A 25,121-nucleotide genomic window follows, 5' to 3' on the forward strand; every position below is an offset into this window, starting at 1 on the left:
TACATGTTTGTTATACATGGCAGTTCAAGACAAAACGGAAATACAGAAGCTTTAACACATATGATGATAGAGGGCATTGAAACAGAACAAATTTACTTGCGAGACCATACAGTCCATCCTATTACAGACCAACGTCATGACGCAGAAGGATTCCAACCTGTAAATGATGATTATGAGCAGTTAACCAAACGCATGTTAGAGCACGACACAATTATCTTTGCTACACCGCTATACTGGTACGGAATGAGCGGACATATGAAAAACTTCGTCGATCGTTGGTCACAAAGCTTGCGCGATACATCTCTTCATTTCAAAGAAAAAATGAAAGGCAAAAAAATGTATGTTGTCATCGTTGGCGGAGACAATCCTAAACTGAAAGCATTGCCGCTTATCGCTCAGTTTCAATACATCTTTGATTTTGTTGGTTCATCATTTGAAGGATATATTATTGGGGATGCGAATGGATTAGATGAAATCAAAAATGATGCTGAAGCACTAGCAAAGGTACAACTGTATAATAACGAATTCAAAAATCACAAGCAAAAATAACTTTGACAAACCATTTTGTATACGCATACAATAAAAGTAACATTATGAAAGGAAGGTACTTTGACCAATGAAGTTCTAATTCTCTTATTTATTTCATCCATCACAAATAGTGAACAAAAAATGATGAAAACTAGCAGAGGATTAGTCTGTCCATTTGTCGATACTTTCTTTCGAAACGATCATGTAAAAAAATCGTTTATTTATGTACGATTTTTTACATGCAAGGGCGACGTTTATCCTCTCTAGTGAAACTAGGGAGGTTTTTTTATGACTATTTTATTCGCACGCAATATTGAAAAGAGCTTTGGTGATCGCACACTATTTACGTTACCGTCACTGGAAATTCAAGCACAGGATCGTATAGGAATTGTCGGAGTCAACGGAGCTGGTAAATCTACGTTATTAAAAATATTAAGTAAAGAAATAGAAGCTGACAATGGCATAGTAACTCACCATAGTTCTATCAGCATCATTCCTCAGCTTAGCGAGGAACTACCGGAAACCGCTTCTTCTCTCGCAAAAGGAAAATGGAGTATTTCAAACGTTACAGATGCAATGAGCGGCGGTGAACGAATGCGCCTAAAGATTGCCCATGCTCTCGAACAGGATGCAGGCATTTTATTCGCAGATGAACCAACAAGCCACTTAGATATGGTTGGTACAGAGCAATTAGAAAAGGCACTTTTATCTTATAAAGGGGCACTTGTTTTAATATCACATGATCGTGATTTTTTAGATAATATATGTACAAAAATCATTGGAATTGAAGACGGTACTATTCAAGAGTATAAAGGGAATTATTCCAACTATCGAAAACAAAAAGAACGTGAACGAACACAAAAACAAGCAGAATATGAGCAATATGTACAAGAAAAAAATCGTTTAGAGCAATCAATTTCACAAAAAAAGCAACGTGCTTCTAGCATGACAAAAATCCCAACTCGGTTCAGTTCATCTGAATCTAAACTTTATAAGTTAAGCGGAGCTCATGGCCAAGAACAGGTTAGCAAAGCAGCGAAAGCATTAGAAACACGTCTCGAAAAACTAGAAAAGAAAGAAAAGCCAAAGGATCTTTCTCAGACTCAGTTTGACGTGCAATACCATATACCCATTCATAGTAAAGTGGCAGTACAGTTCAATAAAGCAACAAAGAAAATAGGCGACCGCACACTATTTAAAAATATGAATGGAGCTATTGCCCCTGGTGCAAAACTTGCTATTTTAGGTGCAAACGGAAGCGGCAAAACAACTTTGTTCAACATGCTTCTCGCAAACGAGCGTGGCATTCAGCTTTCGAAAAGTTGTAAAATTGGATACTTTGAACAAACACTATCAATTTTAAAAACAGATAAAACCATTTTAGAGAACGCTCTAGAAGAAACCAACTATACAGAAGCATTCGTTCGAACAATACTTGCACGGCTTTTATTCCGCCGTGAAGATGTTCATAAACCTGTACATGTCTTAAGTGGCGGCGAACGAATGAAGGTCGCACTCGCAAAAGTATTTTTAGGAAACTATAATATGCTTCTGCTCGATGAACCGACAAACTATTTAGACTTAGCGACGCAAGAAGAATTAGAAATCATGTTACGAGAATACCCTGGCACAGTACTTTTCATTAGCCATGACCGTGCCTTTATTCGCTCTGTTGCAGACCATATTCTACAAGTAGATGAGAGTGAACCAAGAATATTCCACGGTAATTACGAGCAATACACAAAAAGAACAACCGGGGATTCTGTAAACGTTACTGAACAAGAATTATTACGATTACAAACAAAATTAACAGAAATCATCGGCCGAATTTCCATGCCAAATCATCACGATGACATCACATCTCTCGAACAAGAATACGCAAAATTATTAACTCAAATTCAAAAATGTAAAGAAGTACTCTAATGTCTTCCCTATATATCGACGGGACCTTCCGCATTTCCCAAGAAATATTGAAACTTCGACATATAAAAGTAAAAAGCCGTGCTGATGCACGGCTTTTTACTTTTATATACGGACAGCAGTCCCGCTCACTGCAACCATTAGCATTCCTTCGCGAACTACTTCGTAATCCACGTCGATACCAACAATAGCATTTGCATTTTTTTGTCTTGCGAAAGTTTTCATTTCTTCCATTGCGATGTCGCGCGCTTCTTTTAATTTACTTTCATAAGCACCCGCGCGACCGCCGACAACGTCACGAACAGAAGCGAAAAGGTCACGAACGATATTCGCGCCCATAATCGCTTCTCCATTGACGATATCGATGTACTCAATAATTTCTTTTCCTTGAATTGTAGACGTTGTTGTTACAATCATGCTTTATAGCCTCCCATATAAGATTTTCACTTACTTATGGTGCACTAATTCAGTAGAAATTATATTTATGAACTGAACTGAGCTTCGTATAATCGGCTGTATCCTCCGCCTTGCTCAATTAGTTCCTCATGCGAACCTTGTTCTGCAATACCATCTTTATTTACAACGACGATACGATCTGCATTTTTAATCGTTGCAAGCCTGTGAGCGATAACTAATGTTGTACGGCCGACAGATAGTTCTGCAAGCGATTTTTGAATCGCTAGTTCCGTCTCTGTATCTAATGCAGAAGTCGCTTCATCTAATATTAAAATTGGTGGGTTTTTCAAGAACATACGAGCAATCGCTAGACGCTGTTTCTGTCCACCAGAAAGTTTCACACCACGCTCACCGATAACGGTATCTAAACCGTCTGGTTGTGAGTAAATTAAGTCTTCTAACTGCGCACGTTTTACCGCCTGCCAAATTTCAGCTTCTGACGCTTTTAAATTTCCGTAAGCAATATTTTCACGAATCGTTCCTGAGAATAAGAACACATCTTGCTGCACAATTCCAATTTGTTTACGAAGTGAAGATAATGTCATATCTTTCGTATCAATACCATCAATTTGGATTGAACCAGACGATTGTTCATAAAAACGTGGGAGTAAACTACATAACGTTGTTTTTCCAGCTCCTGATGGTCCAACGAACGCAACCGTTTCACCTGCATGTATGTTCAAACTAATGTCATTTAAAATCGGTTCTTTATTTTCATATCCGAACGTAATGTTGCTATATTGAATATCACCATGTACATGTTTAACTTCCATCGCACCTTTAGAGTCTACAATATCTGGCTCTGTTTCCAGAAGCTCTACATATCTCTTAAAACCAGCGATCCCTTTCGGATAGCTTTCGATTACCGCATTAATTTTTTCAATTGGGCGGAAGAAAATATTCGTTAATAGAACGAATCCAATAAATCCACCGTACGTTAATTCACCTTGCAGAACAAACCATGTACCGCATATTAACACAAAGAGTGTTACGAGACGCATGAGCATATAACTAATCGATGAATTTAATGCCATAATTTTATACGCCATTAATTTCGTTGTACGGAAACGAGCGTTGTTAACAGCAAATTGCTCTTTCTCAAACTTTTCATTTCCGAATGCTTGTACTACGCGAATACCACCAACATTGTTCTCAATACATGCATTGAAATCAGCAACGTCTGAGAATAAACGTCTAAATGTACCTGTCATTTTTTTGTTGAAGTAAAGTGCTAACCATAATAAGAATGGAATGACGAAGAACGTTAATAGCGCTAACTTCCAGTTGATCATCATCATAAATGAGAATGCCCCAACTAAAGTCATAATAGCGATAAATAAATCTTCCGGTCCATGGTGAGCAATTTCCCCAATTTCCATTAAGTCGTTTGTAAGACGTGAAATTAAATGACCTGTTTTATTATTGTCAAAAAATCTAAATGATAGCTTTTGAATATGATCAAATAATTTCTGCCTCATATCCGTTTCAATGTTAACACCAAGCATATGTCCCCAATATGTAACAACATATTGTAAGCCTGCATTTAATATATACACTGCAAGTAAACCGAAACAAGCCCATAAAATAAGCGTCCAGTTTTGTCCTGGCAATAACTTATCAATAAATTGATTTACGATAAGCGGGAAGCCAAGTTCTAGTAATCCTGCGACAACCGCACAAGAAAAGTCGAGTATAAATAAACCTTTATACGGTTTATAGTAAGAAAAAAATTTACGCAGCATATCTTACCTCCATTTTCCAAAATTAAAAAGACTCTCTAAATGATAACCATTATCAAATAATTATTCAAGTTATCCGTCTATGAAACTAAAAATAAGATTTTTGATAGTTGTCGTTTTTTCCAGGAAGTCGATATATTCGAATAATCGCCGATATAAATTTCATTTACTAACTACCCTCCCCCCAAAAAACAAAAAAGGTACCACCACAAGATGATACCTTTCCTTCTATTACATCGCTTCCGAATCCCACTCATGCTCCTGCTCAACAAATACAATACCTAATTCGTGATGTCCACCAGCATATAATGCAGTTTGCGCAAGACGAAGCTCACCATTTGTATCTAATACTTCTAATTTACAAAATGCTCCTGTCGTCTTCGTTTGAAGCGCATCATAAAATTCCTCGGCGCTTTTTGGAATGACTCCATTTACTTTCGTAATAATTTCTCCAGGCAGTAATTTTAGCTCTGCTCCAATTGTATTTGGGATTGTATCTAGTACAACGAGCCCATCATTGCGTGCAGCAAAATACGCTGGTCTTGTTTCATCAGTAATTTTCTCTTGCATCGAAATTGTGAAACGCCCAAGCATTGCGACTCCCATCGCGATAATTGCAAGTACATGCCACCAGTAACTTGCGATTCCTAAAACGAGCACAAGTCCTGCTAACCCATAAACACGTCTTCCTGTAAATAATAAAGCTTCCGTCGGCTCATAACTTTTAATCTTTCTCATAAATCCAATTAAAAATGGAACGAGGAATAGAGAATATGTATTTGAACCTATTGAAACGACAGGCCACCATGAAATAAACTGCGTTACCGCATCACCCGGTACAAGAATAAAAATAGGAACGATCCATAAACGCTTTGATTCGTGTAAACCAATCTTTAATCCACGCTTCCCCTTCCTAATCTTCGGTGTAGAGTATCCTACTGCGTTTTTAGAAATCAATAAACCTTCTACAATAAGCATAACGCCTAGCAAAATAGCAAGGGATACAATGGTATTCTCTTCACCTTCTCGAAGCTGTAAGAAGGAAATTGGTAGCTTAGAAGATAATAGAACACATACAATCGCAATGCTAAATGTATAAGCCGCCGATAAATATCGATACATAGCCGTTAATCCAAATAGTAATGTCCAAATTAAAATGGCCCATAAGCTTGCTTTAGAAACAACAAGTCCAAGCCCAATCGTAATAATAGATACTACTAATCCGTATCCCATCCCTGCAAATAGAGAGGTTCGCAGTTCAAACCAAATATCATAAACTTTAAAAGAAAAATCTTTTCGTTCTCTTAACATACGTAAGTATCCAACGAAGATACTACTTATTACAAATATATAGACAGCAGGGTGTAAGAAAAAACGTCCAACTGCCCGCATTATTTCAAAAATCCACGACTCCACGAACTCATTCACCACCATTTATATCATTCTTTCTTTTTATATTATCATAACTAAACAAACGTTTGTTTAACACAAAAAAATACAGGCAGAAAACTGCCTGTATTTCTTCTTATTTTGCCATTAATTTTAATGCTGACTGTAATTGTAGATCATTTTCTCCAGAACGGATTTTTTCGATAATTTTAGTTTGAATCGCTTCAGCTGTCTTTTTATCAAGCTGTCCTGTCGCTTCCATTTCATTCGCATTTTGGAATGCTTTCAGCGCCGATTCTGTCTCTTTACTAAAGTATCCATCTTCACGACCTGGTACATACCCTAAGCTCTTAAGCATTTCTTGAGCATGTTTTACTTGTACATCATTTGAATTGTATGAAAGTGTTTTTTCAATTTGAATTGGTGTCGCATGATAATAATTTGGTTGCTTCACTTCTACTGTTGGCGCGATTCCTTTTTTATGAATCCAGTTCCCATCCGGTGTTAACCATTTAAACATCGTTAATTTAATGTTGCTGCCGTCTTTAAATGGAACAGCTTGCTGAACAGTACCTTTACCAAATGTCTTTTCACCAATTAAATCGTATCCTTCTCCTTCTTTCAGCGCACCAGCTAAAATCTCTGAAGCAGAAGCACTTCCATTATCAATTAATACTGAAATTGGATATGGTTTTCTCTCTTTCAGTTCCGTAGAGAATTTCTTCTTCTCACCATTTCGCTGCTCTACTTGTAGCATCGGCTTTTTATTCGTCATAATTTCTCCTAGTATATCTTCTACACTATTTAAATAGCCACCAGGATTACCACGCACGTCAATAACTAAGCCTTTTATATTTTTCTTCTCTAACTCTTTTAACTGATCCTTAAATTCCTTCGCTGTATTTTCAGCAAAAGAAGTGATTTGCATATAACCGATATCTCTTCCGCTCTCTTGCTTCACAGAACTAAACACTGTGAAGATCGGAATTTTTTCACGCTTAATTTTAAATACAATCGGATCAGTTACTCCCGCACGTTTAATTTCAATTGCGACAGTCGTTCCTTTTTTACCACGGATCTTTAATACTGCTTCTTCACGTGATAAGTCTTTCACACTGTTTCCATCTACAGATAAAATTTGGTCATTCGGTTTAATTCCTATCTTTTCTGCTGGTGAACCTTTAATTGGCGATACGATAATAAGCTTATCGTCCGTCTTGTTCACCTCAGCCCCAATCCCCTCTAATTCAGGATCAAGCGATTCACTAAACTGTTTGGCTGTTTCTTTATCCATATACGTGGAATAAGGGTCCTTCAGCGTAGACAACATGCCTTGTATTGCACCTTCAACTAACTTTTCATCTTTCACGTCTTCCACATAACGTGAATCAATTAGTGCATACGCCTCATTAATTTTTGCCAAATTCCCTTGCGCAGTGCTAGCATTCCCACTCGAAATTGTTTGCGTTACTTCTGCTGGGTTAACCCCAAATACAGACATGCCTGCAAACATTCCGCCAGCACCAATTAAAAATGCAACAACCATTCCAATAATTGCAACTCTACGTTTCAATGCGGAATTCCCCTTTCCAAAACACACAGGTGGTGTAGCAAAAGGCATCACACAGCGTGTGATGCCTTTACCTATTTCTACTATATGATAAGCTTGTACGAATTATGTTTGCAACTTTTTATACTTTTAAGAAGCGACGAATTGACATTACACTTCCCCACATACCGATTAACGCACCGATTAACACTAGTAAACCAGCTAATTGGAATACGAAAGGACTGTATGGTAGAAGCTCGAAAATTGTTCCGCCAAGTTTTTCGTTAAACACACCTTGCAACGAATTATACGTAACTAGAATTAGGCCAATTGGAATAATTGATCCTAATACTCCTAAGAATAATCCCTCTAGCAAGAATGGCCAACGAATGAACCAGTTTGTTGCACCAACAAGTTTCATAATTTCAATTTCTGTACTACGAGCATAAATTGTAATTTTAATTGTGTTAGAGATTAAGAACATTGCTGTGAATAAAAGACCAGCAATTAACGCAATCCCAATGTTACGACCAGTTTTTACAGTATCAAATAATCGTTCAACTTGCCCTTTTCCGTACTGAACATTACTGACAAACTGCATTTTTTCAACCTTCTTCGCGATTGTCGCTGTATCTGTTGGTTCTTTTGCTTTTACAACGAATACGTTTTTAAGTGGGTTATCTTGTTCAAATAACTCAAACGTTTTTCCGCTATCACCTAAGCTTTTAATTAAACGTTTTAACTCTTCTTCTTTAGAAGAATATTTAATAGAATCTACTTTTGCAATCTTACTCATATCTTCTTCTAATTTCTTTTGATCAGCTTCTTTTGCAGCTGGATCAATGTGTACACGAATCTCTACATCTTGCTCTACTTTCGTCGCAAAATGGTTCATATTCATAATCGCTGTTAAAAAGACACCTACAAGTAATAATGTAACTGTTACTGCACTAACAGAAGCAAATGTCATCCATCCGTTACGTGATAGATTCTTTACACCTTCTCGCAAATGTCGACTAAGGGTCTTAGCCTTCATATCCGTATCCTCCCTCAATCTCGTCTCGAACAATTTTTCCGCCTTCAATCGCGATTACACGATGACGGATTGTATTTACGATATCTGCATTATGCGTCGCCATAACAATTGTTGTACCACGCTCATTAATGCGAGTAAAAATCTTCATAATATCAAGAGCTGTTTCAATATCTAAGTTACCTGTTGGCTCATCGGCAATTACAACCTTTGGTCGATTTACAATCGCTCTTGCAATCGCAACACGTTGTTGCTCTCCACCTGAAAGTTCACTTGGAATTGCATCTGCACGATCTTCAAGACCTACAAGACCTAAAACTTCTGTTACACGCTCACGAATTGCATCTGGTTCTTCTTCAATTACTTCTAAAGCAAACGAAACATTCTCATATACCGTTAATTTAGGTAGTAATTTAAAATCTTGGAAAATTACGCCTAATTGACGACGAAAATACGGAACATCTCTTTCTGCCAATGTTTCAATAACAAGTCCATTTACATTAATTGATCCTGTAGATGGCTTCTCTTCACGATACATCATTTTAATAAATGTAGATTTTCCGGCTCCACTCGGTCCAACTACGTATACGAACTCACCTTGTTTAATGTTAACTGTAAGACCAGCAATGGCTTTCATACCATTCGGGTACTCCTTATAAACATTCGTCATTTTTATCATTATTTATCACCCAATACTTAATGATTTTTTTCGAAATACTTTTCTGTACATCTGAAAATAAAAGACATCCTTCATTTTCACTTAGTCATCCTTGTTGAAGGTAGTTTACTTATGCTTTCTCATAAGCAATACCACTCTATGTAATATATTTCAGCAAAATTCTACAAACCCCATTGTAACATCAAACGGTTTCCAGTTCGGATACATTTTTGTTACAGTTATGTTACATAAATGAAAAGGAAAACGAGTTGACCTATATTATCAACTCGTCCAGTTCACCTTTTTTATTTATGTTCAGCTAACCATTCAGATACTTTTTTCGCATCTTCACCTTGAATAAGTCCTGGTGACATTGAACCGCGGCCTTTTTTAATAATCTCTTCGATATCTGCAGCGTCGTACTTACCGCCTACTTTTCTTAAATCAGGTCCAGTTGCCCCTGATAAATCTGTCGCGTGACATCCAGCACAACTTCTTTGGAAAATTTGTTCTGCGCTGTCTGTGCTTGCAGACTGTTTCGAAGACTTACTCTCTTCTTTATTTCCGCATGCTCCTAAAGTAAAAACAACCGATGTCCCTAGCGCAATAGCCAACAATTTCTTTTTCACTTCTATCGCTCCCCATTGTTGATATTCTTTTTATTCCTAACACACTCATTTTCATTATAAGCATTATCTTTATATAGAAAAACTAAGGTGTATTTCATATTCCTCAAAAATACAGTGAGAACCTTGATAAAATAAAGCTTTCATAAGTTGTTTCAATTCTGTGAACAGCTTAAAAAACTTCTATAAAGAATCCTTTTTAAAAGGAAAATTAGAAATGTTCTATATAAATCTTTACCCTATTATCGCTCTATTTTACTATTCTCTACTTTTTACAAAACAATATACACCATTGTAATCTACATATAATCCCATCAAAAAGAGAAGTTGTCGTTTCCAACTTCTCTTCCTCTTTACTTCATCTATAAAAATAAAATCAAATTCTTTATATCCTCTATATCCTCAGCGTGGGCCAACAATTTAGTTGGCTTTTTTTCACTTATTAGATGCGAGAACGTAAGTAAGCATCAATAAATGGATCAATCTCTCCATCCATAACTGCTTGTACGTTACCAACCTCCGTATTTGTACGGTGGTCTTTTACAAGAGAATACGGGTGGAATACGTAAGAACGGATTTGGCTACCCCATCCGATTTCTTTTTGTTCCCCGCGGATTTCATCTAATTGTGCCTGTTGTTCTTCTAGTTTCTTTTGATATAATTTCGCTTTTAACATCTTCATCGCATGCTCACGGTTTTTAATTTGAGAACGTTCCGACTGACACGTCACAACTGTATTTGTCGGTGTATGTGTAATACGAACTGCTGAATCTGTCGTATTAACGTGCTGCCCACCCGCTCCACTTGCGCGGTACGTATCAATTTTTAAATCTTCTGTACGTACTTCGATTTCAACTTCATCATTGAACTCTGGTACAACTTCACAAGATACGAACGATGTATGACGACGACCTGAAGAATCAAATGGTGAAATACGTACAAGACGATGTACACCTTTCTCTGCTTTTAAGTAACCGTAAGCGTTATGACCTTTAATTAATAAAGTTACACTCTTAATACCAGCTTCATCACCCGGTAAATAGTCAACCGTTTCTACTTTAAATCCACGTTTTTCAGCCCAACGTGTATACATACGTAATAACATAGAACCCCAGTCTTGTGACTCAGTTCCACCTGCACCTGGATGTAATTCTAAAATTGCATTATTTTTATCATAAGGATCACTTAATAGTAACTGAAGCTCATACTCATTCATTTCTTGAATTAAGCCTTTTACTTCTGACTCTAATTCCTCATGTAAATCTTCATCGTATTCTTCTTTTAAAAGCTCATGCGTTACTTCTAAATTTTCGAACGTTTCATCTAATTGACGGAAACTTCCAACCATATCTTTTAACGCATTCGCTTCATTAATTACAGCTTGCGCGCCTTGTTGGTCATCCCAAAATCCTGCGCTCATCATTTTTTCTTCTAATTCTGCAATTTGTTTCTCCTTAGTAGGAAGGTCAAAGAGACCCCCTAAAAGCCGCTAATCGCTTAGCCATTTTCTCTAATTCCTGTCTAATTTCTACTAATTCCATTTCCTTCACCTCTATGTAATTGCTGTTACTTTCGTATGAAAACAAGGGAAACTCTCTCCACTTATTACGGAGAGAGTTTAACCCTTCTTAATTATACATTTTTGATATAAAAGTTTGCAAAACAGCCAAAGCTACCGCCCTATATTACTGAACAATACCACAGCAGTTTTTATATTTTTTACCGCTACCACATTTACATAAATCGTTGCGGCCCACTTGGTCACCTTTTACAACTGGCTTTTTCTTCGCTTCTTCGCCATCGCTAGATGGATGAACAGCTTCACCTTGAACAACTTCTTGACGTTCTAAGTTTTGTTCAATTTCAGCTTTCATAATGTAACGAGAAATTTCCTCTTCAATAGAAGCAACCATTGACTCGAACATTGCAAATCCTTCCATTTGGTACTCACGAAGTGGATCAATTTGACCGTAAGCACGTAAATGAATACCTTCACGAAGATGATCCATCGCATCAATATGCTCTGTCCATTTTGTATCTACAACGCGGAATACAACAACCTTCTCAAACTCACGCATTTGCTCTTCTGGCATAAGCTTTTCTTTGTCATTGTAACGCTCTATTAATTTCGCGATAATCGGTTCGCTCATTTCCTCAGGAGCAAGGCGACGTAATTCTTCTTCTTTTACGTCTCCTTCTTGAAGAAGGTTTGTATTTAAGTAGTCAACAAGACCTTTAATGTTCCAATCTTCTTCAATTTCCTCTTGTGTATGAAGCGCAACAGCACGTTCTACTGTAGATTTCATCATACCTTCAATAATGCCACGTAAGTTTTCCGATTCCATTACTTCTTGACGCTGCTTATAAATCACTTCACGTTGCTGACGAAGTACATCATCGTATTGTAATAACTGCTTACGTGCATCATAGTTATTTCCTTCAACACGTTTTTGTGCAGACTCTACCGCACGAGAAACCATTTTACTTTCAATTGGCTGGGAATCATCCATACCAAGACGATCCATCATCGCTTTCATATTGTCAGAACCGAAGCGGCGCATTAATTCATCTTCCATAGACAAGTAGAACTGCGTTACACCAGGGTCCCCTTGACGACCAGCACGACCACGTAACTGATTATCAATACGACGGCTTTCGTGACGCTCTGTACCGATAACTGCTAGACCCACGTTTTTAATATCGTCTCCAAGCTTAATATCCGTACCACGACCAGCCATATTCGTCGCAATCGTTACAGCACCTTTCATACCAGCTTCTGCAATGATATCTGCTTCACGCGCATGGTTTTTCGCGTTTAAAATGTTATGGCGTACACCTTTACGTGTTAACATTTTTGAAATAAGCTCTGACGTTTCAATTGCAACTGTACCAACAAGAATAGGTTGCCCTTGTTTATGACGATTTACAATATCCTCAACAACTGCATTGAACTTACCTTCCATTGATTTGAAGATTAAATCAGCACGATCATCACGAATAATATCTTTGTTCGTTGGAATTACGATAACATTCATATTGTAAATACTACGGAATTCTTCTTCTTCCGTTTTTGCTGTACCAGTCATACCAGATAATTTTTCATACATACGGAAGTAGTTCTGGAATGTAATTGTTGCAAGCGTCATACTTTCATTTTGAATTTCTACACCTTCTTTTGCTTCAATCGCTTGGTGTAATCCTTCGCTATAACGACGACCTTTCATAAGACGACCAGTAAATTGGTCTACAATTACGATTTCGCCTTCTTGTACAACATAATCTGTATCACGGTGCATAACAACGTGTGCACGAAGCCCCTGATTAATATGGTGAAGAAGTGCTACATGTTTTAAATCGAATAAGTTTTCAATATGGAAAGCTTTTTCTGCTTTCGTAATACCATCTTCTGTTAACATTACATTTTTCGTTTTCACATCAAATGAATAATCTTTTTCATTTTCTAACGTACGAACAAATGCATTTGCAAACATGTATAGCTCTGTTGATTTTTGAGCTTGTCCTGAAATAATAAGCGGCGTACGCGCTTCATCGACTAAAATAGAATCGACTTCATCGATAATAGCAAAGTGAAGCGGGCGTTGAACGCACTGCTCTTTATATAAAACCATGTTGTCACGTAAGTAATCGAATCCAAGCTCATTATTTGTGCTATACGTAATATCAGCAGCATAAGCCTCTTGTTTTTCTTCGCGTGACATACTATTTAAGTTAATTCCTACCGTTAAGCCAAGGAACTCATGAAGTTGTCCCATTTCATTCGCATCACGTTGTGCTAAGTATTCATTGACTGTAACAACGTGAACACCTTTTCCTGTTAAAGCATTTAAATATACAGGTAATGTAGATGTTAACGTTTTACCTTCACCCGTTTTCATCTCAGAAATATTCCCTTCATGTAAGGCAATACCACCCATTAACTGTACGCCATATGGACGCATTCCAAGAACACGAGTTGCCGCTTCGCGAACAACCGCAAAAGCTTCAGGTAATAGATCATCTACTGTTTCACCTTTTGTTAGACGTTCTTTAAATTCAAGCGTCTTTCCTTTTAATTGTTCATCAGTTAGTGGCTTAATAGATGACTCTAATGCATCAATTTGCTCAACTGTCTTTTGCATACGTTTAATTTGGCGTTGGTTTACATCAAACACCTTTTTTAAAATACCGATCATAGGAAATACGCTCCTCTTTTTATTAAAATAAAACTTCCGATTGTTTTTCTTTTTCTCTATTACAATCAGTCGTTGTAAAAATCAAATGTATGTTATGCCAATTTTTCTCCTAATTAAAAAAACTAAAATGTATATACCTAATGATAATTGTAACACTTGTCTTATAACTATGACAACAATCGACCGAATGTCAGGCCTTATATTCAAAAAAAGTTTTTATTTCATTTGTTCCAACAAACTAACATGTCTTTTCTCCATCCCTCTATTGCACATTTTGTATTAAATATCCCCTTTTAAAAGAGGATGATCGAAGGAAATCTATTAGTTTTAAATCAAAAATTACAAAAAGCCGGAAATTTCGCAGGTGCAGCATCCATAGATACTTACACCTGCGAAACAACTCCGACTTTAAAAAATATTATTATGTTGCAAGATCTACTCAACCACAGCAAAAAAACACCTTTAAAATATATATGGATCAATCATGAATTTTATTAATTTATTGGTATTTCTAATTCATGATATTTCCCTTTCTGATCCTTCATAAAAGAAATGAATTTCACCTTAGTTGATTCATTTGAAAAGTTTTTATAATTCTTACCAGGGTCATCTCCTATAAAATAATTTGTCCCAATATATCCTCGTACCGTTTTACCAGCAGGTATTACAGGCTCAAACTGATATTTTTCAGGTAATTCCATTGAATACGGAATTAAATTATAAAACTCTCCTATTTTAGAATAAAACATTGTATTAGAAATAGACTTATTACTAAGCAAATTAATATCCCGATTCGTTGTATTTGTAATATCTAAAGGTAACACATACGTCACTACTTCACGGTCTTCATAAGGATCATAAACTTTTGTAGGATCAAGAGGATCAAGTGCATGAAACGTAATTCCTTGTCCATCTTCAAAAATTCTATTAGATAAAAACTCACCTTTTACCACTTTATAAGATTCATTCTTTAGATTTAATGTTTTAAATCTAAAGAAACTAGCAAATACACATAGCAACAGACACAATCCAATGATTATTAAGACATGATTTCTTGTCACTCTTAATCTACCAACTTTCCATTATTAACATGTACAATGCGATCTACTATTTCATTATCTAGAACATGCACATCATGACTAGCTACTATAATAGTCGTTCCTTTAGATTTTTCTACTTTCAAAATATCCAAAACATCTTTTATTCCATCACTATCTAAAGCATTAGTTGGCTCGTCTAATAACAATAATTTTGGTTGTTCCATTAAAGCTTGCGCTATCCCTAAACGTTGCTTCATACCTAAAGAGTATCTTTTATACTTTCTCTTATCTGTTTTATCAAGTCCAACCCTTTGAATAATATTATAAATTTCCTCATCAGAGATTTTATTGTTAATCGATGATAAAAACTTCAAGTTCTGAAAACCAGTATACCCCGGAATAAAACTTGGATATTCAATCAATATCCCCATAGAATCAGGAAATTGCTTTTGTTTTCCAATCATTTCATTATCTACATAAACAACTCCAGAATTTAAACGCATTAATCCTGATATAGCACGTAAAATCATTGTTTTACCAGAACCATTATGCCCCTTCAAAACTAAAAACTCTCCTTTTTTTACTGACAAACTAATATTATCTAACACAATATTTCCCTTTAATCTTTTCGTCATACATTCACATTTAATATAATTGTCCATAAATTATTCACCTATCACATCTAGTTTTTTAAAACAAAAACTACCTAATAAAATCATTACAATAACAATTACTATTCCTATTAAAAGTAAATCATTACATTGAATAGATTGATTATTACCTAAAGTCAATTGAATTGAACTGTGATCAACAAAATACCAACGATTTGGCATAACAAAAGAACCTAAAAAATAAGTACTATGAAAGAAAATAGACAAAAATAGGTACATCAACATCAGTACAAAAACAATAGTTATTGGTATATAAAGCGTTAAAAACTCAAAAATCAAAGCTAATAAAAAGCTTATAATTATTTGAATTAGCATAGTACCTAATATTTTATAAGGAAATTGACTATATAAATTTAAAAAAGTATACTCGCCTAAAGAAAGCACATAGTAAGCACTAAACCAAAGAAAATACATAACAATCCAAATACTAATTATATAAAAAAACAAAGATAATATTTTCGTTAACCACAGAAAATGCTTCTTCTTAACACGAGGAAATAAATAAACACCATTCTGTTGAATATCTGAAAAAGCAAAATTCCCTACAAGCAACAAAGGAGTGATTTGAAAAAATATCCAATAAAAAGGGATAGAAAATCGCCCCTCCTTATAAAAATAAGATAAATCCACAAAGTCTACTCCATGAAAAAATCGATAAAAGGTAACATCTACCAATACAAATTCTTTACCATTACTAAGAGGCTGATTGTATAAAAAAGTAATTGCTATAATAGCGTAAATTAAAAATAAAAAAGCCATTATCTTGATGGAATCTCGAAACCTTACATGTAAATCTCTTTTTAACAAATAATATAAAATCATAATGTAAACTAGATCACCTCTGTCTCATCATTCATAGCAATATAACTTTTTTTAGCTAAAATCCATACACTTATAAAAAAGATAGAAAAGCATCCAAATAAACGTATAAATAAACCAGTACCATCTTCAAAGACATTTATATAAAAAGCATTTGTAAATAAAAATCCATGTAATATAAATCTATCTAGTAAAACAGCAATGATCATACATATTATTACAAGTAAACTAGGTAAAAATAATTGCAATAAAGCACTTATCATACATATAAAAACATTCGCAAATAATTGAATACAAAATAGTAATGGATAATTTACATCAACACTAGTTACAGCCATCATATTTGACAGTAAAAATAACTGTAAAATCATACTCCCAGCGAAAAAACAAACAAAAACGAATAGTTTCAAATAATATATAGAAACTAATTTCATTGCATTATTCACTCGATAAACTACATAAATACTAAAAAAATTCGACATAGAATATACAGAAAAAACGATGGTTAAAGGAATAAATATAGTCGACAAATTATAAAACGACATAACTTTATACAAAGTTTCTAATTCGTTCATTTTTTCTTTTACAATGCCCTGTTCAAAATAATTGAACAAGCAACCAATGATACTAACATTAAGTAAAAAAAGAATACTTAACCAAACGTACTTCATCCTTATAGTTTCTTTCATTACATTATAAAAGAACATGCTTCCTACTCCCCCGTAAATAAAGAACTACAGAACAAAACCAAATACATAACAAGACACTAAGAAAAATTTGTAATTCAAAAAAGCCGAAATCTTTAATTACATAATCTTTAGGATTGAGAATCCCTTTTCCAATACCAAGCCAAAAAATATGTAAAACAAATGGAACTAAATAAATAAAATAAACTCGTTTTATAAAAAATGAAACTGATAAAGCCAAACTCGAAAAAACCGCACCGTATAAACCATTTAAAAATACATACATTAGAAAATATAAAGTAGGGTACTCATAATAAACTGTATTAAATTGAGCTGTTGGTGAGACAGTAGCAGCCATATAATTTAATATTGGATGCGGAGCGACTGTTGGATAAGTCATTGCATATAAATAAAAATTAAATAGTAAAGGGAAACTTATAATAAAAAAAGATACACTAAAATTAATAAAATAAAGTAGCTTAAAATAATAACCTGTTCCCATTTTAGAAATAACAGGATAAATAAATCCATAATTTTTATCAATTCTATAAATCCCTGCTACAGCCATTGCGGAAAGCATAGGAAATATAAGTAGATAAAACTCACTATAAAATGACAATCTATTAAAATGTAAAATATTAGATAAATATGGGGATACCTTTATAATCCCAGCATCGTTAAATCCTTTAGTTGTCACAAACATAGCAATATATTGAGCAGTAACAATTATTAACATAATAAATAAAGACAACCAAAACATCCTACCTTTTAAAATCCTTCCTAAAAAGTAACTCATCTACAGCTCCTCCATAAACCATTAATTAAATTTAAACCTTTTTTAATATGAACAATTGATCCGCAACACCATAACATTTATTTTCTTTATTTAACCAGATGTAACGAAAAGCAACATTTGCTCTCTCTCCTTCAAATTTAGGAAACTCAACTTCATACTGATAAACATCATTTGTACCTTTTCTTTTTACACTCTTAACTTCTTGTTTCCACTCAATTACTTTCCCATCAGTTTGTTCAATCCGTCCCAAAAGATACGTTGGTTTTTTCTTATTCGTAACACCCGATAAAAACACATAATAATTTTCTGGTATAACTCCTGACTTTAAATTTTTATCTGAAAGCCTATCTTCTATTGCAATATCATTTCTATCTATTTGACCTTGAAAGAAATCATTACCATTTTTATTCCCCGAAAATACTTGTTCATAAATAGTATTTTTCTTAATTTCTTGCAACTGAATACTTTTCAAATTATATTTTTCCGTTAAAGTATCTTCAATATTTACAATAGGTTCATCTACTTTCTTTTGACAAGAAACTAAGAAACTAATACTCAATATAAAAAAACAGAATACAATATATTTTAAAATAAGTTTCATTACAGCTCCTCCTATTTTTAAAATGAAATAGCAGAAAAAGTCGTATAATTCAGATTCGGAACTAGACGACTTTTTCTAGCGCTACAAAATAAATAATTTCAATTTATAATTTCTAAATCAATATTCAATGTAAGGTCCATTAGGTCTTACACTATCAGGACTCCAATCAGTAGGATAAGCATTATTTTCTCTAGAATAACCACCAAATCTAACAGGAACATTTTTCCTATATCGTTCATATGCATAATTTTGGAAAAGATATGTTTTACCTGGTTGCACTTCTCCTTCATGCTTACCTGAAACATTTACCCAATCTCTATCACCTTTACCTTTATTTTTATCCGCTTCTGTCCAAACGTTAAAAGAACCACCGCCCTTCTCACTACTCTTCACACGCATATACATAGAAGTAGGGTTCTCTTTAGGACGTGCATTAGTAAAATCATATGCACTCCAAAGTCTAAAGGTAAATTCTACATGATCATCCCTTGTATCAGCCTTAGCAGGTTCGGTTAAAGCAAAAGTACTAGCTAAAATACCTAAAGATAAAACAGATCCAAACATAAAACGACTTTTTTTCTTAATACTCACTAAAAGCACCTCCGATAATTTGTAGCATTATATTGATTTTATTTTTTCACTGAAGAAATAAATTAAATCCTTATAACACAATATTACAATATCATTCTCTCAACACACCTTCAATACATTTCAGAATATTTAATATTATATTTGCAATTGTAAACATTTTGCCAAATTAACAAAAATAATAATACACTCCTAGCAACAAATTACTTATAGAGATAACTACTTACCTACGCCTGTTCCAAATCATAAAGAGTAACTCGCCTTTTAATTTCCCCATGCTGTTTTGACGAAACACTGTCTAAAAATCACGTCTTAATGAAATGGGCTACTTATAAATTCTTTCACCTTTCGAAAAGAAAAAACTAAAACATAAAAAAAGCGCAGCCATTTCGGCTGCGCTTTCGAATTATTATTTAGTTTCGATTAAACCGTATTTCCCATCTTTACGGCCATATACAACATTAGTTTCATTTGTATCAGCATTTGTGAAGACGAAGAAATTATGTCCTAGCATATCCATTTGTAGAATCGCTTCTTCAACGTCCATCGGTTTTAAATCGAATCGTTTTGTACGTACAAGTTCTAATTCATCTTCTTCTACCTCATCCATAACAGCTACTGCTTCTGGAAGGATAAAGTTCGTTTTCATAGAACCTTTCTCACGTAACTTACGATTTACTTTTGTTTTATGTTTACGAATTTGTCGCTCAATTTTATCAACTACTAAATCGATAGCAGCGTACATATCGCTATTAGTTTCTTCTGCACGAAGTAATAAATCAGTAAATGGTATTGTTACCTCGACACGTTGCTTGTCAGAGTATACTTTTAAATTAACTTTAATCTCTGGGAATGTATCAAAATAACGCTCTAACTTACTTAGTTTTTTCTCTACATATTCCTTTAATGCTGGAGTTACTTCAATATTTTCACCACGAATGTTGAATTTCATAGATGAATTCCTCCTTTCAAGCCTATGTACTATAATTTCGACACTGGCTTAAAAATTCCTTCTAACTTTTTTAAAAAAATTAGTGGAATTGCGATTTTTTTATCGTTTTTTGTTGAAATGAAAAGATGCATCGTTTCTATCTTTATTTTATCCTATTAACATCGTGAATAACGAATATAACTGTGGACAATTCGTTACAGAAAAGAAACAACTTTTTGACAACTTACCCTATAACAAAAAACCCCTTGCGAAAAACAAGAGGTTCTACTACATATATATAACGTTGCCACAAACGCAGCTTTCTCTTCCCAAAACAATATCCCCTACAGTTTCACAACATTAGCTGCTTGTGGTCCACGTGCTCCATCTACAATGTCAAACTCTACTTGTTGCCCTTCTTCTAACGACTTATACCCATCTTGTTGAATAGCAGAAAAATGGACAAATACATCATCACCATCTTCGCGCTCAATAAATCCAAATCCCTTTTCTGCATTGAACCATTTCACTCGTCCTTGCATGTTCATTCCATTCCCTTCACTCTAAAAATCAGGGCATTCACCCCATATTCTGACTATAACGAATGACAAGACTTTTAGTCAAAGAAGATTTGTCGTCTTTTTATTATTCCTTTCGACATTCACATATTAACCTCTACAAAGCGTCAAACAAGAAACTTCTCTAGCTCCTCGATCATACAAAAGGCTTCCAATTTGTCTAACAGTAATTCCTGTCGTATACACATCATCCACGATTAAAACATGTTGCTCATGAAACATCTCTTCTCCCTGAAAATAAAAAGGATTGCTTCCTGACACCCTTTCTTTACGTGTCTTCTTACTTTGCTTTTCTGTTTCCCTTCTTCTTAATGATGGATAAGAAAGTTTGACAGGCAAACAAGTTGCTAATAACTCAGCTTGATTAAAACCACGTTCAACTTCCCTTTCCTTACTAAGCGGAACAGCGATAACGGTTGAAACATTGGCAAAATGCTTTTGAAATAAACTTCGAAAAGGACGATAAAAAATGCGCACTAACTCTGCATCCCCCCGAAACTTAAACTGCGCTACTATTTCTTTCATCCCATCATCATACATATATAACGAACGGTTTTTAAAAGGACGATACTTCTCCTCTTTCATCCACCTTATACAATCTATACAAAAACCGTCTTCTTGAAATAAGGCAGGAACAAATTCTAAAGGCCGCCCACATCCCATGCAAATTTCTCCTATAATATAGGAAAGTTTCTGCTCACATCTATCACATATATATTTTCTATGACACTTTACAAAAAAAGTGTACCAACTAACCTTTTCTACAAAACACTCGTCACAAAGTAAACAATGCATTAATCGATCAATCCTTGTTCTTTGGCATTTTTATTCATACCTTGAATATGTTTTTTCGCGCGCACCATCGCCTCTGTCTTACCATAGTGAAAATAAATGACCTCTCCATACGGTGCTTCAAAGCTCCGCCCGGCTCGGCCTGCAATTTGTACGAGTGCACTTTCTGAGAATATTTCTTCTTCCGCCCCTAAAACCGCGACTTGCAAATTTTTCACCGTTACGCCTCGCTCTAAAATTGTCGTTGTAACTAATAATGGGATTTCTCCCTTTCTGAAAGCTGCTACTTTTTCTTTTCTCCCCGGATCTTCTGCATGTACACCTTCAATTCGCTTGTTTAATGATTTTAACAACAGGCTTATTTCTTCTACATATCGCACATTGGGAACGAATAAAAAAATAGGATGTTTTTTATTTAAGTATGTTTGTAACCACTGTAGTAAAACTCGAGGAATTCTTTTATGAATGAGGCTTTTTTTCCAATTCCCGCACCAACAAAATAAAGGAACTGGCAAAGGATGACGGTGATATCGTCCAGAAACAATAACACCTTTTTGTTCACCTTTTCTAAATTTTCGCTTCCACGTTTCATCTGGAGTCGCAGTTAAATAAATACGCGCCGCTCTTTCTTTCATCGCTTGTTTTACCGCGTACTGTAACATTTGATCTGCACAATATGGAAAAGCATCTATCTCATCTACAACCATGACATGAAACGCCCTATAATAACGTAATAATTGATGCGTGGTCGCAACGACTAGTACTGCATCTTTTTCTTTATCCACACTCCCTCCATATAAAGCCGCTACCTTTATATATGGAAATACTTCTTGCAATCTCGGTGCTAATTCAAGAACAACATCCGTTCTCGGCGTTGCGATACAAACTCTTTCTCCTTTTTGAAGCGCTTCGTTAATACCGTAAAACAACATCTCTGTTTTCCCAGCCCCGCATACAGCCCAAATAAAAAATGATTCTTTTTGCTTAATAGCCTCTATAACACCTTGTGCCGCCAGATTCTGACCAGTAGACAACGTCCCGTTCCACTGTAACAAATTTAAATTCTTTTCTCTCTTTCTTTCAGCAATCCCGCGAACAAGTACAGCACATTCACTTACCCTCCCCATCGTTATACACTTCCGGCAATATGCGCACACTTTACTGCACCTTTTACATAAAAACGACGCAAATAGCCGCTGCTCTATATTTCCACAGCGCTGACATACATATTTAGAAGCCTTCTTTTTTACACCTTGTACACACACGACCTCTCCCTTCTTTTTCAAATCATTTAATTCCCTCTGTAAATCTGAAGAAAGTTCGTCTAATAGCAACTGTTTCCCCGCTAGCATCAACAATCACCTCCAGCACTACTATAAACCCTTCTTCAAATCCCGTAAAAACTCAAAAAAGCCGATAACCTACTTATAAAATAGTAAGCTATCGACTTTATACACGTTTTTTATTCTTTTATAAATCCTAGAATCGACCGTAACCTAAGAAATGTTTTTGGTTATATGAGCTGTTAATATCACCGTACGCAATTCCTTTATCACTAGCATGAATCATTTGGCCATTACCAACGTAAATACCAATGTGAGATGGACCTGCTTTATAAGTACCTTGGAAGAATACTAAGTCTCCTGGTTGTGGGCTACCTACTTTAGAAACTGAGTTCCAGTAACCTGCAACGTCTTGACGACCTACACCAAAGATGTAAGAAATGAATCCACTACAATCAAAACCACCGTTTGATGGAGATGCACTTCCCCAAACATAAGGCATACCTAAGTATTGCTTTGCCTTACCAATTACGCCCGGAACCGGATTTGGATCTGGTGTTGGCTTTTGCTCTTCTTTTTTAGGTGCTTCTTTCTTAGGCTCTTCTTTTTTTGGTTCTTCTTTTTTAGGCTCTTCTTTTTGAGCTTGTCCACCATTGTTTGCTGGTGCAGCTTGCTCTGCAGGTGCTTGTGCTGGCTGAGCTTGCGCAGCTTTAGCAGCTTGCTCTGCTTGTTTTTGAGCAGCAGCTTCTTGTGCAGCTTTTGCTTGTGCTTCTTCTTCTGCAATGCGTTGTAATTGTAACGCTTGTTTTTCAAGCTCTTTCAATTGACCTTCTGTACTTGTCATTGTAGTTACAACTGTATCCATTTTACCGCTTAAATCGTTTACCGCTGTTGCTTTTTTCTCTTTTTCAGCGTCAAGTTCTTTCTTAGCAGTTTCAATTTGAGTTTGTGCTTCTTTTAATTCTTTTTGTTTCTCTTTTACCGTTGCAACATCTTTTTTCACACTAGCTTGGTCTTCTTGTTGTGTTTTCATGATATCTTCATCAGACTCAAGAATTTTAGAAACAGAAGTTAAACGATCAACTAAATCTGCAACGTTTTTAGAGTTTACAAGAACTTCTGTTACAACGTTCGTATTTGGTTGTTCTTGAAGTGCAACTAAACGCTTTCTTAATAACTCTTCACGTTTTGCAATCTTTGTTTGTAATTCTGCAATATCTTTATTTTTCTTTTCAATTAATTGCTCAGTATCAGAAACTTTTTTCGTTGTTTCATCAAGCTTTGTAGCATTCTCTTGAACAGATTTATCTAAACCTTGAATTGTTTTGTTTAAGTCATTCATTTGTTTTTGTAATTCATCACGTTCTTGTTGTTGTTTATGTAAAGTGTCATTTTGTGTGTTAATTTGTGATTTCACGTCAGAAATTTTATCTTCTGCAAATACATTTGGTGTTAGTCCTGAAAACATTAACCCTGCAACTAATGCGCAAGATGCCATTTTTAGCTTTTTCATTTTATTTTTTACACCGCTTTCTTTTTTCTTTTTCCGTATATAACCTATAAAATTTATACCATAATTCGGGATTTTTTTTGCTAATGTTACGCTTTTGTAAAACAAATGTAATATTATTTGTAGCTCTAGCGCAAAATTCGTATATTTTTGTATGTATGTGTAGAAATTTATATACTTTTCTCACTTCTGTAAACAAAGAAAAAACGCAAGGAATCCCTTACGTTTTATTAAATATACGAATACAAATGAAATGCTACTTCATCCATTTCTCAGCCCAATTTTGGACCTCATCCATAACACTTTCTAACGCTTTTCCCTTGTCAGTTAAGCCATACTCGATTCGAACTGGTACTTCTGGATAGACATTACGAACTACAATGCCCTCGCTTTCCAATTCCTTCAAACGCTCTGACAACATACGATCGCTCATATTTGGGATAATATCTGCGATTTCTCTAAAACGTTTCGACTCTTCAAGCAAAGATTTAATAATTAAGCCAGTCCATTTCTTACTAAGCAAAGTAAAAGCTGACTCAAACTTTGGACATAAACAAGAATTATGCTCCATATGTTTCACCTCTCTTCTATTATAATATAGTTTCTTGTAAAAAGTAAGTTATAAAACTTTCCTCATTATTTTATTTTACGTACATTTTACCATTTCCAAATATTAACTTGTCAACTAAACGTAACATACCCGTAAAAAAACCCTCTTAAAAAGAGAGCTTTTTA

Annotated in this window: 25 protein-coding genes; 3 read left to right on the forward strand and 22 right to left on the reverse strand. The window is 35.0% G+C overall.

Annotated elements, in window-relative coordinates; genetic code table 11:
* Positions 1 to 3: 3 nt before the first annotated feature.
* Entirely contained in the window at positions 4 to 549 is a 546-nt protein-coding gene (locus tag MHI26_RS26595) for a flavodoxin family protein (RefSeq protein WP_061667787.1), read from the forward strand.
* 267 nt (positions 550 to 816) lie between these two features.
* Positions 817 to 2,451, forward strand: coding sequence for a ribosomal protection-like ABC-F family protein (gene abc-f / locus MHI26_RS26600; RefSeq protein WP_061667788.1), 1,635 nt, complete (start codon positions 817 to 819; stop codon positions 2,449 to 2,451).
* Between the two features lie 102 nt (positions 2,452 to 2,553).
* Here abc-f and MHI26_RS26605 read toward each other — a convergent pair whose 3' ends face one another.
* The 9 genes from MHI26_RS26605 to secA form a co-directional block, all read right to left on the reverse strand.
* Positions 2,554 to 2,865, reverse strand: coding sequence for a heavy metal-binding domain-containing protein (locus MHI26_RS26605; protein ID WP_000637523.1), 312 nt, complete (start codon positions 2,863 to 2,865; stop codon positions 2,554 to 2,556).
* Positions 2,866 to 2,930: 65 nt separating this feature from the next.
* Positions 2,931 to 4,646, reverse strand: coding sequence for an ABC transporter ATP-binding protein (locus MHI26_RS26610; protein ID WP_000944608.1), 1,716 nt, complete (start codon positions 4,644 to 4,646; stop codon positions 2,931 to 2,933).
* 228 nt (positions 4,647 to 4,874) lie between these two features.
* The gene (locus MHI26_RS26615; RefSeq protein WP_050427763.1) at positions 4,875 to 6,077 is read right to left on the reverse strand and encodes a PDZ domain-containing protein; all 1,203 of its coding nucleotides are present in this window, start codon (positions 6,075 to 6,077) and stop codon (positions 4,875 to 4,877) included.
* 91 nt (positions 6,078 to 6,168) lie between these two features.
* The gene (locus MHI26_RS26620) at positions 6,169 to 7,605 is read right to left on the reverse strand and encodes a S41 family peptidase (RefSeq protein WP_000830306.1); all 1,437 of its coding nucleotides are present in this window, start codon (positions 7,603 to 7,605) and stop codon (positions 6,169 to 6,171) included.
* A 118-nt stretch (positions 7,606 to 7,723) separates the two neighbouring features.
* On the reverse strand, positions 7,724 to 8,617 hold the full coding sequence (gene ftsX / locus MHI26_RS26625) for a permease-like cell division protein FtsX (protein ID WP_000645028.1): 894 nt from the start codon (positions 8,615 to 8,617) through the stop codon (positions 7,724 to 7,726).
* Positions 8,607 to 9,293 (reverse strand): cell division ATP-binding protein FtsE, encoded by a 687-nt coding sequence (gene ftsE / locus MHI26_RS26630; RefSeq protein WP_000594331.1) that lies wholly within the window; start codon positions 9,291 to 9,293, stop codon positions 8,607 to 8,609. Before ftsE ends, ftsX begins: the two co-directional genes overlap by 11 nt.
* Positions 9,294 to 9,577: 284 nt before the next feature.
* The gene (gene cccB / locus MHI26_RS26635) at positions 9,578 to 9,901 is read right to left on the reverse strand and encodes a cytochrome c551 (RefSeq protein WP_000727975.1); all 324 of its coding nucleotides are present in this window, start codon (positions 9,899 to 9,901) and stop codon (positions 9,578 to 9,580) included.
* A gap of 439 nt (positions 9,902 to 10,340) precedes the next feature.
* A protein-coding gene (prfB, locus tag MHI26_RS26640; protein WP_097807990.1) for a peptide chain release factor 2 occupies positions 10,341 to 11,439 on the reverse strand; the annotation gives its coding sequence in 2 pieces (ribosomal slippage) (positions 10,341 to 11,366 and positions 11,368 to 11,439; 1,098 coding nt in all).
* Between the two features lie 144 nt (positions 11,440 to 11,583).
* The gene (secA, locus tag MHI26_RS26645) at positions 11,584 to 14,091 is read right to left on the reverse strand and encodes a preprotein translocase subunit SecA (RefSeq protein ID WP_000579371.1); all 2,508 of its coding nucleotides are present in this window, start codon (positions 14,089 to 14,091) and stop codon (positions 11,584 to 11,586) included.
* A 303-nt stretch (positions 14,092 to 14,394) separates the two neighbouring features.
* Here secA and MHI26_RS26650 point away from each other — a divergent pair, with 303 nt between their 5' ends.
* The gene (locus MHI26_RS26650) at positions 14,395 to 14,589 is read left to right on the forward strand and encodes a hypothetical protein (RefSeq protein ID WP_061667789.1); all 195 of its coding nucleotides are present in this window, start codon (positions 14,395 to 14,397) and stop codon (positions 14,587 to 14,589) included.
* Here the strand turns inward: MHI26_RS26650 and MHI26_RS26655 are convergent.
* The 13 genes from MHI26_RS26655 to MHI26_RS26715 all read right to left on the reverse strand — a co-directional run bounded on the left by MHI26_RS26655 (position 14,586) and on the right by MHI26_RS26715 (position 24,957).
* On the reverse strand, positions 14,586 to 15,113 hold the full coding sequence (locus MHI26_RS26655) for a hypothetical protein (RefSeq protein WP_042973457.1): 528 nt from the start codon (positions 15,111 to 15,113) through the stop codon (positions 14,586 to 14,588). The two genes, MHI26_RS26650 and MHI26_RS26655, sit on opposite strands and share 4 nt — an antisense overlap.
* A 41-nt stretch (positions 15,114 to 15,154) precedes the next feature.
* Positions 15,155 to 15,793, reverse strand: a complete 639-nt coding sequence (locus MHI26_RS26660; protein WP_000371031.1) for an ATP-binding cassette domain-containing protein — start codon at positions 15,791 to 15,793, stop codon at positions 15,155 to 15,157.
* A gap of 3 nt (positions 15,794 to 15,796) precedes the next feature.
* Positions 15,797 to 16,561, reverse strand: a complete 765-nt coding sequence (locus tag MHI26_RS26665; protein WP_061667820.1) for a hypothetical protein — start codon at positions 16,559 to 16,561, stop codon at positions 15,797 to 15,799.
* A gap of 71 nt (positions 16,562 to 16,632) precedes the next feature.
* Positions 16,633 to 17,328 carry a hypothetical protein gene (locus tag MHI26_RS26670; RefSeq protein ID WP_000466502.1) on the reverse strand — a complete coding sequence of 232 codons (696 nt, stop codon included), beginning with the start codon at positions 17,326 to 17,328 and terminating at the stop codon, positions 16,633 to 16,635.
* Positions 17,315 to 18,103, reverse strand: a complete 789-nt coding sequence (locus tag MHI26_RS26675) for a hypothetical protein (protein ID WP_000120041.1) — start codon at positions 18,101 to 18,103, stop codon at positions 17,315 to 17,317. Before MHI26_RS26675 ends, MHI26_RS26670 begins: the two co-directional genes overlap by 14 nt.
* A 31-nt stretch (positions 18,104 to 18,134) precedes the next feature.
* Positions 18,135 to 18,704, reverse strand: a complete 570-nt coding sequence (locus MHI26_RS26680; RefSeq protein WP_061667790.1) for a hypothetical protein — start codon at positions 18,702 to 18,704, stop codon at positions 18,135 to 18,137.
* Between the two features lie 117 nt (positions 18,705 to 18,821).
* Complete coding sequence (locus MHI26_RS26685) at positions 18,822 to 19,295, reverse strand: hypothetical protein (protein WP_000023376.1); 474 nt, start codon at positions 19,293 to 19,295, stop codon at positions 18,822 to 18,824.
* Between the two features lie 406 nt (positions 19,296 to 19,701).
* Entirely contained in the window at positions 19,702 to 20,244 is a 543-nt protein-coding gene (gene hpf, locus MHI26_RS26690; protein ID WP_000671187.1) for a ribosome hibernation-promoting factor, HPF/YfiA family, read from the reverse strand.
* Between the two features lie 323 nt (positions 20,245 to 20,567).
* Positions 20,568 to 20,765 (reverse strand): cold shock protein CspC, encoded by a 198-nt coding sequence (gene cspC, locus MHI26_RS26695; protein ID WP_001990088.1) that lies wholly within the window; start codon positions 20,763 to 20,765, stop codon positions 20,568 to 20,570.
* Between the two features lie 126 nt (positions 20,766 to 20,891).
* Complete coding sequence (locus MHI26_RS26700) at positions 20,892 to 21,596, reverse strand: ComF family protein (protein WP_080546895.1); 705 nt, start codon at positions 21,594 to 21,596, stop codon at positions 20,892 to 20,894.
* Positions 21,596 to 22,945, reverse strand: coding sequence for an ATP-dependent helicase ComFA (comFA, locus tag MHI26_RS26705; protein ID WP_061667791.1), 1,350 nt, complete (start codon positions 22,943 to 22,945; stop codon positions 21,596 to 21,598). Before comFA ends, MHI26_RS26700 begins: the two co-directional genes overlap by 1 nt.
* Before the next feature lie 127 nt (positions 22,946 to 23,072).
* Positions 23,073 to 24,494 (reverse strand): coiled-coil domain-containing protein, encoded by a 1,422-nt coding sequence (locus MHI26_RS26710; RefSeq protein WP_061667792.1) that lies wholly within the window; start codon positions 24,492 to 24,494, stop codon positions 23,073 to 23,075.
* Positions 24,495 to 24,642: 148 nt separating this feature from the next.
* Positions 24,643 to 24,957 (reverse strand): winged helix-turn-helix transcriptional regulator, encoded by a 315-nt coding sequence (locus tag MHI26_RS26715; protein ID WP_000400857.1) that lies wholly within the window; start codon positions 24,955 to 24,957, stop codon positions 24,643 to 24,645.
* Between the last annotated feature and the right edge of the window lie 164 nt (positions 24,958 to 25,121).

The organism is Bacillus sp. FSL K6-1218 (assembly GCF_038006445.1).
Taxonomy (GTDB): Bacteria; Bacillota; Bacilli; order Bacillales; family Bacillaceae_G; genus Bacillus_A; species Bacillus_A thuringiensis_S.